The following is a 13,616-nucleotide window of genomic DNA, read 5'->3' as shown; positions in this document are numbered from 1 at the left end:
ATCCGATGCACCCGGGCGCGACGGGGCCCGGGACGGAGATGGCGGGCACGCGGCCGAGCACGAAGTCGAAGCTCTCGTCGAGGTCACCGCGGCGCGCGTCGGCGAGAGAGCGGCCGAAGAAGCCCGACACGTTCGTGCTCGGCGCTCGCGGGACCGTTCGAAGATGGAGGAGCCGCTACGAGGAACCACCGCGAGACGTCGTCTTCTTCAACATATGTAAAATACTCGATAGGGCAGTTTCCAGACCCTCCTCCAGGGTCGGATGGTAGGTCGGACGATCATGCATGGCCTGGGCTGTGAGCCCGTCGGCGATGGCATAGGCCAGGATGTGGGCGAGATGCTCGCAGGCCGGCCCAAGAAGCTCTCCGCCGAGCACCCGGCCGCTTCGATCCGTCCAGAGCCGGATGCCGCCGCGGTTCAGCCCCTCGACCCGCGCCCGCCCCTGATCCTCGAACGACATCCCGCCGACGACGCGATCGCTCGCATCCGGATCGAAGGGCTGGCCGACGGTTGCGGCCTGCGGATGCGTGAACACCATCGCGAGCGGCGTCCACGGCTCCGGCGCATCGAGGGCGCTCCCGGCGGCCAGCGCCCCGGCGTTGCGTCCCGCCGTGCGACCCTGCCGACTCGCCTCGTGGAGCACGGGCCGCGCGGCGTTGGCATCGCCGGCGATCAGGATCGGCACGCCCTCGCAGAGGAGCGTGCGGGGATCGAAGGCGGGCATCCCCGTCTCCCCGAGGCGGAGGCCGGCCTCGGCGAGCCCGAGGTCGGCGACGTTGGGCGACCGGCCCGCGGCGGCGAGCACCTTGGCGAAGGTGCCCTCGTGCCGTGCGCCGTCGGCGGCGTGCCAAGTCAGGCGCACCCCACCGGCCGCGGCCGCGGCCGCCACGAGTTCCGAGGCGAGATGCAGCGTCATCTCATTCGAGAAGATCGCGGCGGCAGCCTTCAGGAGGCCGGGTTCGGACAGGCCGGCGAGGTTCGACCCCGAATCGAACAGGCTGACGGCGACGCCGAGGCGGGCCATGGCCTGCGCGATCTCGATACCGACCGGGCCCGCGCCGATCACGGCGAGCGAGGCGGGAAGAGCGGCGAGCTCGAACACGGTCTCCGTGGTGAGGACCCGTTCCCCGAGTTCCTTCAGCGGACCGGGGATGCTCGGGCTCGCGCCGGTGGCGATCACGGCCGCGCGGAAACGGACCCGGGTCTCGTCGCCGACGATGAGGGTTCCGGCGTCGAGAAACCGCGCCCGGCCGCGCAGGCGCCGGTCCGCCGGGATGTCGTCGAGGCCTGCCAACACGCCGCCGACGAAGCGGTCGCGCTCGGAGCGAAGCCGGGCGAGGACCGCCGGCCCGTCGATCGCGACGCCGTCGACCCGCACGCCGAACAGGCCGGCATGACGCGCCTCGTGCGCAGCGTGGCCAGCCGCCACGAGCAGCTTCGAGGGCATGCAGCCGACGCGCGCGCAGGTGGTGCCACCCGGCCCCCGCTCGATCAGCACGGCCCGCACACCGGCGGCCTCCGCCGCCCGGAACGCGGCGATGCCGGCCGTCCCGGCGCCGATCACCGCCACGTCGCACACGAGATCGCTCATCGATGCTGTCGGCGCGCTCTTGCCCGCGCGGGAGCGTCTTGGCTCACCTGCGTCGGCGGGCACCAATCGAACCGCATCCTGGTTCGATGCCGGGCCCGAGACGTATGGGCCAGCCGGTCGGGGACGCCGTCCTCCAGCGCAGAAGAGAAGCCGGGCGATGCATTCGGGTGACGACCCCGATCAGTTCGGCTTCGGCCCAGTCTGCGGGCTCGCGGGCATGTTGCTCGCCTGCTTCTCGGGGTGCTTGAGCTGGCTGTAGACGAGGTTGCTGAAGCTGCCGATCGCCGTGTGCCACGCGATCTTGCCGGAATCACCGCCCGACTTCGCGGCCTTGCAGTAGGCGGTCGTCAGGCCGTTGACGATGTCGTCGTCGCGGCCCTCGGGCAGCGCCGACCGGATCCCGGGCAGGAGCGCGTCGATGCGCGGGATGAAGTCCTCCGGCTTGAGGTCCCGCAACTGCTCGGCGGCGCCGGACTCGGCCACGGCCTTGGCCACGTCCGCCTGCTCGATCTCGGCGCAGGGCGCGTTGCCGGCCAGCATCGTGCTCGTCGCCGCGCGCGCCGCGGCCGCGACCCCGCCCTTCAGCACGGGCGCCTTGTTGCCCCAGGAATTGCGGATGTAGTCGGTCACGTCGGCGACCTGTTGGTCGGTCATGCCCTGGCCGATCGCGGTCATCGGCGCGTAGCCGCTCTGCGCGCCGAGGCCCCCGTAGATCACCCGCAGCGTCGTTTCCGGGCCCTCGGACTGGACCGAGGTGTTGCCGGCGAGCGCGGGGATCGCGCCCTTCACCCCCTGGCCGTCCGGCTGGTGGCACGAGGAGCAGTAGCTGAGGTAGACGCCCGCGCCCGGCGCGCCGGTGGTGTCGAAGGCCTGCAGGTCCTTCACCTTGTAGGTCTGCTTGGCCTGGTAGGTGCGCAGGTAGGCGACCATCGCCTTGAGGTCGGCGTCGGTCATCTTCGAAAGCGATTCCTCGACCGTCTGGCGCATCGGACCCGCGGCGACGCCGGGCAGGTTGCCGGGGGCGGCGCCGGTCCTGAGGTAGGTCACGACCTGATCGTCGGACCACGCCCCGATGCCTTGGTGGCCGTCGGGGGTGATGTTGGGGGCGTACCAGCCGTCGATGACGCCGCCGCCGAGCTTGCCCGCGAGGCTGCTGTTGCCGACGATCTTATTCTCGTTGTGGCACATGCCGCAGTGGCCCAGGCCCTCGACGAGGTAGGCGCCGCGGTTCACCTCCGGCGTCGCGTTCGGATCGGGCTTCCACTCGCCCGCCGTGAAGAAGGCGGTGCGCCACGTGATGAGCGCGGTGCGGATGTTGAACGGGAACGGGATCTCGCTGTCCTTGCGGGCCTCCTTCACCGGCTCCAGGGAGCGCAGGTAGGCCCAGATCGCCTTCACGTCGTCGGTGGTGATCTTGGTGTACCAGGCGAAGGGGAAGGCCGGGTAGAGGTAGTGGCCCTCGTTGTCGATGCCCTCGTGCATCGCCTTGACGAAGTCCGCCTCGCTCCACTTGCCGAGCCCGGTCTCGTCGTCGGGCGTCAGGTTCGGGGTGCGGATCTTCCCGATCGGCGTGTTCAGGACGTAGTTGCCGGCCAGCCGCTTGCCGCTCGGGCCGGTGTGGCAGGCGACGCAGTCACCGGCTGTGACGAGGTACTCGCCCCGCTTGATCAGATCCTGGTCCGCCCCCTGCGCCGAGACCGGAAGCGGCACGCCCGCGCTCAGCAGGAGACCGGAGGTTGCGGCAAGGGCGAGGAGGCGACGCATGATGCCTGATCTCCGGTTGCGGAACGTTCGAAGAAGAATAATTCAATTTCGCGCGTGCCCCTTGAACGCAGATCCCGGAATCAAAGTTCCTGTTCCGCCACCGTCGTGACTGCGACCAAGCGCCCGGGCCGGGCGCCGTCTCAGGCGCAGGCTCAACTCTCCGAGATGGGCAGCGAGCGCCGCCATCAGGCAGAGCGCCACCACCGGCCAGTCGGCGCCCACGAGGCCCGCGCGGACGGCGAGCATCAGGGACGCGCCGGAGGCGAGATTGCACAGCATCTTGGCGGGTGCCGGCCCACGCCCGGCACGCCGCCGCAGCACGAGGAGCGCGACGGCCTCCAGGGCGACGAGGACGAGGATCGCGTCGATGATCCGGCCGCTGGCAAACCACGCGGCCATTCAGGCGCTCCCGAACGGGCCGTTGAGGCGCACGATCGACCGGTTGAGCAGGCCCGCGATGGTGACCCAGACCAGATACGGCGTCAGCAGAACCGCCGCGAGCCCCGAGGCGGGCAGCGTGACGCCGATCAGCGCCGAGACCGAGAACCAGAGGAAGACCAGTTCGACGAACGCCCAGTCCGGCCGTTCGGCCCGGAAGAACAGGGCGCTCCAGGCGATGTTGAGGGCGGCGTTCACCCCGTAGGTCGCGACCAGCGCGCTGCGGGCCGCGTGGTCTGCAGCGTTCCAGGCCAACGACGCCGATACCACGCACAGGGTGAAGATCGTCGCCCAGACCGGCCCGAACGCCCAGTCCGGCGGTTTCCAGGCCGGGTTCCGCAGGGCGCGGTACCAGGGCCCGATCGTGGTGAGAATTCCACCGGCCGCACCGACCGCCAGGGCCGCGAGGCCGGCGACCAAGGCTGGCAGCCAGGGGGATTCGCTCACGGCGAGACCCAGCGGAACAGGTGCGCGAGGTCCTTGAAGAAGATCCTCACGTGGGCCATCGGCTTTTTGCGCACCAGCTCCTTGTTCATGTAGGCCTCCCAGGTGAGCTGCTGCACGTCCTTGTCGCGGCAGATCGAGACGAAGCGCTCGCGCAACCCGTCGTTGCGGTACCAGACCGCCTGCATGATCCGCAGGACCAGGAACACGCGGCCGTGCAGCTTCATGAAGCGGCGCCGGGCCTGGGTCAGGGCGTGGGCGTCGCCGGTCCTGATGAAGGCGTCGGCGGCCTCCGCCGCGAGGCGTCCGCCGAGCATCGCGTAGTAGATGCCCTCGCCCGAGGCCGGCGCGACGATGCCGGCGGCGTCGCCCGTCAGCAGCACATCGCGGCCGTTGTCCCACTTGCCTAGCGGCTTGAGCGGCAGCGGCGCGCCTTCCCGCCGGACCGTCTCGCCCGCGGCGAGCCCCGTCGCCTCGCGCAGGTTGCGGATCGCGGTGCGGAGCGAGAACCCCTTCCGCGCCGAGCCGGTGCCGATGCTGATCGTGTCGCCGTGCGGGAAGATCCAGGCGTAGAAGTCGGGCGAGTGCTTGCCCTGGTAGAACACGTCGCAGCGCGTGGCCGAGAACGCGCCGCCGCCGTCGGCGGGCGGGCGCACGATCTCGTGGTAGGCGAAGACCTGTTTCATCCCGGCATGGCCCGGGATTTCCGCCCGGCCCACGGGAGACGAGGCCCCGTCCGCCCCGATCACGAGGCGCGTGCGCACCGCGAAGGCCTCCGCGCCGCTGCGGTAGTGCACGACGGCGCCCGCGGCATCGCGCGAGATCCGCTCGAACGTGCCGGCGCGGTGGTCGGCCCCGGCCAGGGCCGCGCGGGCGCGCAGCCAGGGGTCGAAGTGCTCCCGGTCGACCATGCCGACGAAGCCGTCGCCCACCGGCATGTCGACCGTCCTGTCGGACGGCGCGATCATCCGCGCCAGCTTGATGCGGGCAACGATCTGCCCGTCGGGGATGGCGAAGTCGCGGATGGCGCGGGGCGGGATCGCCCCGCCGCAGGGCTTGATCCGCCCCGGCTTGTCGAGGAGCAGCACGCGCCGTCCCATCCGCGCGAGGTCGGTGGCGGCGGTGGCGCCCGCCGGCCCGCCGCCGACCACCACGCAATCGAAGATCTCGGCCGGCTCTGACATGTCGTGCTCCCTCAAACCTGGACTTCGCGGAGGGCGGGCGCCCCCGCGCGCAACCGTCGCGGCACGCGGGTGGCGGCGGCGTGCTGGATGCGGAGCGCGATCACGGTGGCGAGCCCGAAGAGCAGCGCCTCGGCGGTGAAGACGAGCGCGTAGGCGTGGACGGGCGCCGGGACCGCGAGGCGGACGAGGTCGACCGCCGCGGTTCCCAGGAAGCCGCCCGCGCCGAAGGCGACCCCCTGCGCCGCGCCCCAGACGCCCATGCGGGTGCCGCGCTCGGCCTCGCCGCCGGCGCCGGCCAGCCCCATCATGGAGCCGATGGCCGCGACCGCGAAGATGCCGTTGAACAGGCCGAGGCCGAACACGACGGCGCGCAGGGGAAAGTCGGGACCGATCAGGCCACCGGCCGCGATTCCGACCAGCATCGCACCGGAGCCGGCGCAGCCCGCCGCCGTCCAGAGCTTGAGCGAGCCGAGCCACGCTCCGCCGATCCCCATCGTCAGGCCGGCGACCAGCAGCATCCCGGCGAGCACGCCGCCGTGCTGGAGGCCGGCGAGCTTGGTGGTGAGGCCCGGCGTCATGGCGAAGACGAGGCCGGCGAAGGGTTCGAGGATCAGCTCCTGCGCGCTGTAGGCCAGCATCGCGACGAAGATGAAGACGGTGAAGCGCCGGGAGACCGGCTCGGCCCAGACCTTCGCCAGCACCGTCGCGAACGGCGCCTTCTCCGCGGACGCCGCCGCCGTCCCGGCCGGCCGGGACGGTTCGACACCGGCGACGGCGAGCACCGCGACGGTGAAGGCCACCAGCGAGACGGTGCCGGAGACGGCGACCAGCCGAAAGCCCGAGAACGGCTCCAGGAAGTGCCCAGCGATCGGGGCGGTGATCGCGAAGCCGGCGATCATCATCACCCACACGACGGTGGCGGCAGCCCCCCGGCGGCGGGCCCCGACGCCGGTGGCGAGGAGCACCAGGAGGGAGGTGCCGGCCGCGCCAGCGCCGAGGCCGACGGCCAGGAAGGCGAGAACCGCCAGCGCGAGGCCGGCGGCCGGGTTCGCACCGGTCAGCACCGTGGCGATGGCGGCGAGGAAGCCGCCGAGGGTGAGCATCGCCATGCCGCCGACGATCCAGGGGGTGCGCCGGCCGCCGACATCGGAGCCATAGCCCCAGCGCGGGCGCAGCACCTGCACCGCGTAGTGCAGGGCGACGAGCGCGCCGGGCACGATCGCGGGCAGCGCCAGCTCCACCACCATCACCCGGTTGAGGGTCGAGGTCATCAGCACGACGACGGCGCCGAGCGCGGTCTGCACGAGGCCGAGCCGGACGATCTGCGGCCAGGAGAAGGGCAGGGCGGACGGCGCCATCACGGACCTCCGATCACGGGCAGCACGCGGTAATCGGGCACGGGAGCAGCCATGACCGCCGCGCCCGTGAACCAGGGCAGCCCCTCGTAGCAGATCGCCACCGCCGCGTTGCCCCACCAGCCGTTGCGCTTCAGGCGCAGGGGCGGAGCGCCGTAGATCCAGGCGAGCACGAGGCCGAAGATCGCGGCGCCGAGGATCCAGGGTCCGAGGACGGCCGCGACCAGCAGCGACAGGCCCGTCCAGGCGGCGGCGACGGAGAGGCCCCAGCGGCCCGGCATGCGGCCGGAGGGAGTCGGGCGGTTCGGCGCGTTGATCGCATCGGCGTGGCGGTCGTACCAGTCGTTGACCGCCTGGCTCGTCGCGCAGACGAGTGGGCCCGTGCGCACGATCCCGGGCATGATCACCGGCCACTGACCGCGGGTCGATGCGGGGGACGAGACGACGCCGCAGGCGAAGGCCCACATCGGCGCGAACCACGTGATCGGCTTCAGGAGTTCGACGAGTGCGCTGGGGGCCGGTGTCGCCATACCGACGAAGCTAGGTTTTCGCCAGGACGAGTGTCAAGTTTTAATGACACTTCCGGTGTCTAATTTTTATCGATGCGGCGCGGTCGAGCGCAGCCGCTTGAGGTGCCGGGCGCGGCGGCGCAGTGTGGCGCTCCTACGCGAAGAGGAACGCCGGGCTTGCGATCATGGGCGTTCAGGCGTGAGTTCGTGTTCCTGGCCGCAGCCCTGGTGCTGGCGGTCCTGTCCGGCTTGGCGCTCTACCTGTCGCGGGCGACGACCCTGACGGTCGCGGTGGCGCCGAGCGACGGCACCGAGCCGCCGCTGATCCGGGCCTACGCCGCGGCGCTGGCACACGGCGGCGAGAACATCCGCCTGAAGGTGATCGCCTACGACGACGTCCGCGACAGCGCCCGGGCGCTGGAGGAGGGCCGCGCCGACCTCGCCGTGGTCCGGCCCGACGTGTCGATGCCGACGAACGGCCTGACGCTGGCGATCCTGCGCGATCAGGCGATGATCATCGCCTCGCCGCAGCCCGGCGGCATCACCCGGTTCCCGGATCTCGCCCGCAAGCGCCTCGGCATCGTCGCCCACCGCGACGCCGACCGCGCGGTGCTGAACCGCCTGCTCGCCTATTACGGGCTGACCCTGCTGACCGAGGCGCCGGCCGGTCCGGTTCCCGACGACGGCGTGCTGCTCGTCCAGACCGAGCCCGACGAACTCACCGCGGCCTTCAAGGCCCGGAAGATCGACGCCGTGGTGGCGATCATCGCCCCGGCCGCGGCGGCCGCGCAGGCCCTCGTCCAGAGCGTGGCTGCGGCGAGCCGCACCCGCAGGGTCGCCTTCGTCTCGGTGGAGGACGCCGACGCGATCATCGAGCGCCTGCCGCGGCTCCAGGCGGTGACGATGCCGGCCGGCATCTTCGGCGGCAACCCGAAATTGCCGCCCGAGGAGGTCAAGACCGTCGGCAGCTCGTACCGCCTGATGGCGACCTCGGCCCTCAGCCGGAGCACCGCGGCGGACGCGACGCAGCACCTGTTCGAGTTGCGGACCCAGTACGACGCCACGACGCCAGCGGGCGACTACATGCTGGCGCCGAGCTACGAGACGACCGTGGCGGCCACGAGCGCGCGGCTGCCGATCCATCCCGGCGCGATCGACTACTACGAGCGCGAGCAGCGCTCGTTCCTCGACCGCTACCAGGACTGGATCTACGTCCTTGCCTCGGTCGGCGGCGGCCTCGGATCGGCGCTGGCGTGGCTGAGCCAGCGCATCGCGCGGACGCGCCGCGCGCGCATCGACGAAGTCCTGGACCGCCTGATCGAGATCCTCGACAGCGCCCGCGCCGCGACCGCGAAGGCCGACCTCGACGCGCTGGCCGTCGAGGTCGACGCGCTGTCGGCCGACGTGCTGCGGCATGCGCGGGACAACGGCACGCAGTCACCCGGATTCGGCGCGCTGGCGCTGGCGGTCGATACGGCGCGCAAGGCGGTGGCGGATGCCAGGGCAAGGGTCGGGTCCGGCCTGGAACCGGCGCGACCGGCGGTGCGCGCCGCGGAGTGATCGACCGCGCTCAGGCGTCCGGAAAATCCGGCCCGTCGAGGTCGCCGATGCCGTAGCGGCGCAGCTTCGCGTAGAGGCCCTGGCGGCTCAGGCCCAGCATCTCGGCCGCCGACGCGCGGTTGTCGCGGGTGATGCGCAGCGCCGCCTCGATGCAGAGCCGCTCGATCAGGTCCGTGGTCTCGCGCACGAGGTTCTTCATGGAGACGCGGCCGACGAGCTCGGTCATCTGCTCGACCGAGCGCGGCAGCTCGTGCGCGCCGGGACTGACGGCGGCGACCGCCCGGCGCGGGGCGCCGCGGATGGTGAAGCCGAGACAGGGCGGGCGGCCGTGCGGCACGGCGACGGCGGCGATCTCGACCTCCTCCAGGGCGCCGAGCTGGCCGCGCAGGCCGGTGACGAAGTGCCGGACCGAGCCGTGCTCCTTCAGCGTCGCGAACAGGGTCGCGGCCTCGGTCTCCTCGCGGCCGATCCAGCGGTCGATCGGCAGGCCGCGGGCCTGCTCCTCGGTCGCGACCTGGGCCAGATCGAGGAAGGCGCCGTTGGCGGCCAGGACCCGCCGCTGCATGTCGGTGACGACGAAGCCCTCGGGGATGCCCTCGATCACGTCGAGGAGCGGGCCGCGGGCTTCGGCGCCGACGGCGACCGCCTCCGAGCCGGTCAGGCGCAGGAGCACGCTCGCGGAACTGCCCTGCCGGAACAGGGAGGCCGAGACCCGCGTGCGCGCGCTGCCGAGCCGGGCCTCGACGTCGTCCGCCCGTCCGGTGGCGCGCAGGCCGGAGAACAGCGCCTCGACCTCGCGGGCGCTGGCGGCCTCGAACAGTTCCACCGCGTCCTGGCCGAGGATGCGCTTCTCGGGGCGGCCGATGAGGCGGACGGCCGCAGGGTTCGCCTCGGTGACGCGGCGCGTCCCCGCATCGACGACGAGCACCGGCTCGCTGCCGAGCTGGAACAGCATGCGGTAGCGGGTCTCGGCACCGCGCAGGCGCAGGTAGTCGCGCTCCAGCGCCTGCTGCGTCTCGACCAGCTTGCGCTGGAGCGCGGCGGTGGCGCGCAGGTTGCGGCCGATGGCGATGATCGAGCCGTCGGTTCCGAGCCGCATCGCGGCGTAGCGGATGGGCAGGTCGTTGCCGGAGACGGAGGGGTGGTTCACCTCCCGCCAGCGCGTCACGGCGCCGGGGGCGGCGTCCCTCAGCAGGGCGTCGACCTTCGGGCGGCTCTCGATCGTGACGGTGTCGATCCAGCGGCGGCCGAGCCACGTGTCGCAGCCCTCTCCAGTGAGATCGGCCGCCCCGAAGGCGGCATCACGGATCACGCCGTCCGCATCGACGATGAGGGACAGGTCGGTCGCGGCCGCGACGAGGAGGCCCGCCGCCTCTCCGCCGAGGGCACCCAGGGTCTTGCGAAGGGCTGCGGAGGGGTTCTGCGCAGCGTGAGGTGCCAAGCTGGTCAAGTCTCACCGCTTCGTGACGTCGTCGATGGGGTCTTTCAGCAGGCTCCCGCCCGCAGATCAAGCATGAACTCCGCCGCGGCGACCGCCCGGCGCGCATCCGCCGCCGTCGCATCCGCGCCGACGAGTTCGATGTGGGCCGGGTTGTCGACGAAGATCGGGCCACCGACCAGGACGCGGACGGCGGGATTGAACGAGACGCGACGCAACTCGTGAACGGTCTTGGCCAGCGTCGGCAGAAGGACCTCGCAGCCGAGCGACAGGCCGATCACGTCGAACCACGCGGTGCGCGCCTGGTTCAGGATCTCGCCCACCGGTGCGAGCGCCGTGCTCGTCACGTCCCAACCCGCATCCCGGAAGAACTGCTCGATCATCGACAGCCCGAACAGGTGCGTCTCGCCGGGACAGAGGCTGAGCAGGATGCTGCGCCCGTCCCGGTGTCCCCCCGTCTCGCCGCCGTAGCGCCGGGTCAGGTCGTGCATGATGCGCTGGAGGCGGCCCATCGCGATGGTCATCTCGGCGAAATCGCAGAGGTCCTCGTCCCACAGCACGCCGAGGTGGCGGGCGGTGGGGGCCAGCAGGTCGAGGAGCAGGCTGTCGAGGGCGAGGCCGTCGTCGACCAGCGCCGCGATGCGCCCCTCCACCACCTCGCCGGCCGGCGCCAGGACGAGGGCGGCGAAGGCCTCGATGTCTTCGACGGTCGGCTTGCGCGGGCCGGGCCCCCGGGTGCTCGCCTCCATCCGGTGGGCGAGCATCAGCCGCGGGATGATCTCCGCCTCGACGACGCGGGAGAGTTGGCCGTGCCAGCGCTCGGAGATCTGCTGCCTCTGGGGTGGTGCCTCGGTGTCGATCTCGCAGGCCGTGGCCATCTCTCGGGCCAGGGCAAGAATGGCGTTTCGCCCCTCGGAGCGCCTCAAGTCATCCATTGGTCCCTCTCCAATGTCGCCGGCGGCTTGCTGTATTCATAGCCCGGGTTGGCCAGGGGCTCAGGCTCCCTGCGCTGCCACCCTCTATCGTGGGCCGGCTTGACCACGACGATACGCTTCCCGCCGCGGATGGCAATGGTCGAATCGAATAAGAATGCTTCGAGGCCATTGTCAGTCATATTTGACGTAAAGCGCGCTTGACACTTTTTCGAGCTGTTCCTAGGCTTCGCTCCAAGCCGCCCTTGCGAGAGGCGGCCCGCAACGGCAGGGATGGGGTTAGGGCATGGGTCCGACGGACCGCACGACACGGCCACCGCTCTACACGACGGACGAGCGTGCCCGCCGCGACGCCACCCGCTGGACCCTGGTCCAGGGGCTTCTCGCCCCGCTTCAATTCCTCGTGTTCCTGGTGAGCCTCGGCCTCGTCCTGCGCACCCTGGCGACGGGGGAGGGGGTGTTCGCCGCCAACCTCTCGGTGCTGGCCAAGACCGCGCTGCTCTACGCGATCATGGTCACCGGCTCGATCTGGGAGAAGGCGGTGTTCGGCCGCTACCTGTTCGCCCCGGCCTTCTACTGGGAGGACGTGGTCAGCATGCTGGTGCTGGCGCTCCACACCGCCTACCTCGCCGCGCTCGCCTTCGGCCTGCTCGGCACCGACGGCCTGATGTGGCTGGCGCTTTCGGCCTACGCCTCCTACGCCGTCAACGCGACCCAGTTCCTGCTCAAGCTCCGGGCCGCCCGGCTGCAGGCGCCGCAGGGTTCGCACCGCACCGCGATGGTGGCGCAATGAACGCCCCGTTCGCCCTCCCGCTGCCCGCCGAATCCGGCTGTGGCGACGTCGCGATCCGCCAGGAGCGCGGCCAGCGCGCGGTGTTCTGCGGGCTCACCGGCATCGTCTGGCTACACCGCAAGATCCAGGACGCGTTCTTCCTCGTGGTCGGCTCGCGCACCTGCGCCCACCTGATCCAGTCGGCGGCCGGCGTGATGATCTTCGCCGAGCCGCGCTTTGCCACCGCGATCATCGACGAGCGGGATCTCGCCGGCATCGCCGACATGAACGAGGAGCTCGACCGGGTGGTGCGGCGCCTGATCGAGCGCCGCCCCGAGATCCGGCTGCTGTTCCTCGTCGGCTCCTGCCCGTCGGAGGTGATCAAGCTCGATCTCGGCCGCGCCGCGCAGCGCCTGTCGGCGACCTTCTCGCCGGACGTGCGGGTGCTGAGCTACTCGGGCAGCGGCATCGAGACCACCTTCACGCAAGGGGAGGACGCGTGCCTCGCCGCACTCGTCCCCGAGATGCCGCGGGCGGCCGCGGACGCCGCGCCGGCGCTGCTGGTGGTGGGTGCGCTCGCCGACGTAGTCGAGGACCAGTTCCTTCGCATCTTCTCGGAACTCGGCATCGAAAACGTCGCGTTCCTGCCGGCGCGGAAGGCGGGCGGCCTGCCGCCGGTCGGGCCGAGCACCGCCATCCTGCTGGCGCAGCCCTTCCTCACCGATACGGCCAAGGCCCTGGAAGCGCGGGGCGCCACGCGGCTGCCGGCGCCGTTCCCGCTCGGCGTCGAGGGCACGACGCGCTGGCTCAAGGCCGCAGCCGACGCGTGGCGGGTGCCCGCCGCCCGCTTCGAGGCGGTGACCGCGCCGGGCCGCGCGCGCGGCGCGAAGGCGCTCGAACACCACCGCGAAAGACTCGCGGGCAAGCGGGTGTTCTTCTTCCCCGATTCGCAGCTCGAAGTGCCGCTCGCCCGGTTCCTCGCCCGCGAGATGGGCATGGGGCTGACCGAGGTCGGCACGCCCTACCTGCACCGCGGGCATCTGGCCGAGGAACTCGCCCTGCTGCCCTCCGGCACGCGGATCGTCGAGGGCCAGAGCCTCGACGACCAGATGGACCGGGCGCGGGCGGAAAAACCCGACCTCACGGTCTGCGGCCTTGGGCTCGCCAACCCGCTGGAGGCGGAGGGGCTCGCGACCAAGTGGTCGATCGAGCTGCTGTTCACGCCGATCCAGGGCTACGACCAGGCCGGCGACCTCGCCGAACTCTTTGCGCGCCCGCTCGTGCGCCGCACCCGGCTGGAGGTCTGAGGCCATGCAGCTCACCCTCTGGACCTACGAAGGCCCCCCCCATATCGGCGCCATGCGCGTCGCCACCGCGATGACGGGCCTGCACTACGTGCTGCACGCGCCGCAGGGCGACACCTACGCCGACCTGCTGTTCACGATGATCGAGCGCCGCGACGCGCGCCCGCCCGTCACCTACACCACCTTCCAGGCGCGGGATCTCGGCTCCGACACCGCCGAGATCTTCAAGAATGCGGCGGCCGCGGCTTATGCGCGCTTCAAGCCGCAGGCGATGATCGTCGGCGCCTCCTGCACGGCGGAGCTGATCCAGGACGATCCGGGGGGC

General features: G+C 71.7%; 12 protein-coding genes and 1 pseudogene. 4 read left to right on the top strand and 9 right to left on the bottom strand.

Annotated features, from left to right (window positions below):
* Positions 1-175 precede the first annotated feature (175 nt).
* From ACFE8Y_RS07065 to ACFE8Y_RS07035, 7 genes and pseudogenes are all read right to left on the bottom strand, one after another.
* Positions 176-1,591 (bottom strand): dihydrolipoyl dehydrogenase, encoded by a 1,416-nt coding sequence (locus ACFE8Y_RS07065; RefSeq protein WP_375463687.1) that lies wholly within the window; start codon positions 1,589-1,591, stop codon positions 176-178.
* 180 nt (positions 1,592-1,771) lie between these two features.
* Entirely contained in the window at positions 1,772-3,355 is a 1,584-nt protein-coding gene (locus tag ACFE8Y_RS07060; protein ID WP_375463686.1) for a c-type cytochrome, read from the bottom strand.
* 42 nt (positions 3,356-3,397) lie between these two features.
* Positions 3,398-3,754 (bottom strand): hypothetical protein, encoded by a 357-nt coding sequence (locus ACFE8Y_RS07055; RefSeq protein ID WP_375463685.1) that lies wholly within the window; start codon positions 3,752-3,754, stop codon positions 3,398-3,400.
* Positions 3,755-4,240, bottom strand: coding sequence for a TspO/MBR family protein (locus ACFE8Y_RS07050; RefSeq protein ID WP_375463684.1), 486 nt, complete (start codon positions 4,238-4,240; stop codon positions 3,755-3,757). It abuts the gene before it with no gap.
* Positions 4,237-5,421: a geranylgeranyl diphosphate reductase gene (locus ACFE8Y_RS07045; RefSeq protein WP_375463683.1), complete on the bottom strand. Its 1,185-nt coding sequence runs from the start codon at positions 5,419-5,421 to the stop codon at positions 4,237-4,239. Before ACFE8Y_RS07045 ends, ACFE8Y_RS07050 begins: the two co-directional genes overlap by 4 nt.
* Before the next feature lie 11 nt (positions 5,422-5,432).
* Positions 5,433-6,779 (bottom strand): BCD family MFS transporter, encoded by a 1,347-nt coding sequence (locus ACFE8Y_RS07040; RefSeq protein WP_375463682.1) that lies wholly within the window; start codon positions 6,777-6,779, stop codon positions 5,433-5,435.
* 14 nt (positions 6,780-6,793) lie between these two features.
* A pseudogene (locus ACFE8Y_RS07035) lies at positions 6,794-7,306 on the bottom strand (UbiA family prenyltransferase); the annotation flags it as partial.
* 156 nt (positions 7,307-7,462) lie between these two features.
* Between ACFE8Y_RS07035 and ACFE8Y_RS07030 the strand changes: the two are divergent.
* Positions 7,463-8,845, top strand: a complete 1,383-nt coding sequence (locus ACFE8Y_RS07030) for a TAXI family TRAP transporter solute-binding subunit (protein ID WP_375463681.1) — start codon at positions 7,463-7,465, stop codon at positions 8,843-8,845.
* Positions 8,846-8,855: 10 nt separating this feature from the next.
* Here ACFE8Y_RS07030 and ppsR read toward each other — a convergent pair whose 3' ends face one another.
* Positions 8,856-10,295, bottom strand: a complete 1,440-nt coding sequence (gene ppsR / locus ACFE8Y_RS07025) for a transcriptional regulator PpsR (RefSeq protein WP_375463680.1) — start codon at positions 10,293-10,295, stop codon at positions 8,856-8,858.
* Positions 10,296-10,330: 35 nt separating this feature from the next.
* A complete protein-coding gene (locus ACFE8Y_RS07020; RefSeq protein ID WP_375463679.1) occupies positions 10,331-11,218 on the bottom strand; it encodes a B12-binding domain-containing protein in 888 nt (295 codons plus the stop codon).
* A gap of 283 nt (positions 11,219-11,501) precedes the next feature.
* Between ACFE8Y_RS07020 and bchF the strand changes: the two genes are divergently transcribed.
* The 3 genes from bchF to ACFE8Y_RS07005 all read left to right on the top strand — a co-directional run.
* A complete protein-coding gene (gene bchF, locus ACFE8Y_RS07015) occupies positions 11,502-12,008 on the top strand; it encodes a 2-vinyl bacteriochlorophyllide hydratase (RefSeq protein ID WP_375463678.1) in 507 nt (168 codons plus the stop codon).
* Positions 12,005-13,294: a ferredoxin:protochlorophyllide reductase (ATP-dependent) subunit N gene (locus ACFE8Y_RS07010; protein ID WP_375463677.1), complete on the top strand. Its 1,290-nt coding sequence runs from the start codon at positions 12,005-12,007 to the stop codon at positions 13,292-13,294. Before bchF ends, ACFE8Y_RS07010 begins: the two co-directional genes overlap by 4 nt.
* A gap of 4 nt (positions 13,295-13,298) precedes the next feature.
* Positions 13,299-13,616 (top strand): nitrogenase component 1 (locus ACFE8Y_RS07005; RefSeq protein WP_375463676.1); only part of this gene is annotated, 318 nt, incomplete at its 3' end.

The sequence above is a fragment of the uncultured Methylobacterium sp. genome (genome assembly GCF_964242245.1).
In the GTDB taxonomy this organism is placed as follows: domain Bacteria; phylum Pseudomonadota; class Alphaproteobacteria; order Rhizobiales; family Beijerinckiaceae; genus Methylobacterium.
The sequence above is the reverse complement of the archived record's forward strand: the minus strand, read 5'-3'. Positions and strand labels throughout refer to the sequence as shown.

Bases quoted from the DNA above. Each gene is read 5' to 3' on its own strand.
- ACFE8Y_RS07010 (WP_375463677.1), top strand. From the start codon at position 12,005: ATGAACGCCCCGTTCGCCCTCCCGCTGCCCGCCGAATCCGGCTGTGGC.
- ACFE8Y_RS07020 (WP_375463679.1), bottom strand. From the start codon at position 11,218: ATGGATGACTTGAGGCGCTCCGAGGGGCGAAACGCCATTCTTGCCCTG.
- ACFE8Y_RS07045 (WP_375463683.1), bottom strand. From the start codon at position 5,421: ATGTCAGAGCCGGCCGAGATCTTCGATTGCGTGGTGGTCGGCGGCGGG.
- ACFE8Y_RS07060 (WP_375463686.1), bottom strand. From the start codon at position 3,355: ATGCGTCGCCTCCTCGCCCTTGCCGCAACCTCCGGTCTCCTGCTGAGC.
- ACFE8Y_RS07055 (WP_375463685.1), bottom strand. From the start codon at position 3,754: ATGGCCGCGTGGTTTGCCAGCGGCCGGATCATCGACGCGATCCTCGTC.
- ACFE8Y_RS07040 (WP_375463682.1), bottom strand. From the start codon at position 6,779: ATGGCGCCGTCCGCCCTGCCCTTCTCCTGGCCGCAGATCGTCCGGCTC.
- bchF (WP_375463678.1), top strand. From the start codon at position 11,502: ATGGGTCCGACGGACCGCACGACACGGCCACCGCTCTACACGACGGAC.
- ACFE8Y_RS07065 (WP_375463687.1), bottom strand. From the start codon at position 1,591: ATGAGCGATCTCGTGTGCGACGTGGCGGTGATCGGCGCCGGGACGGCC.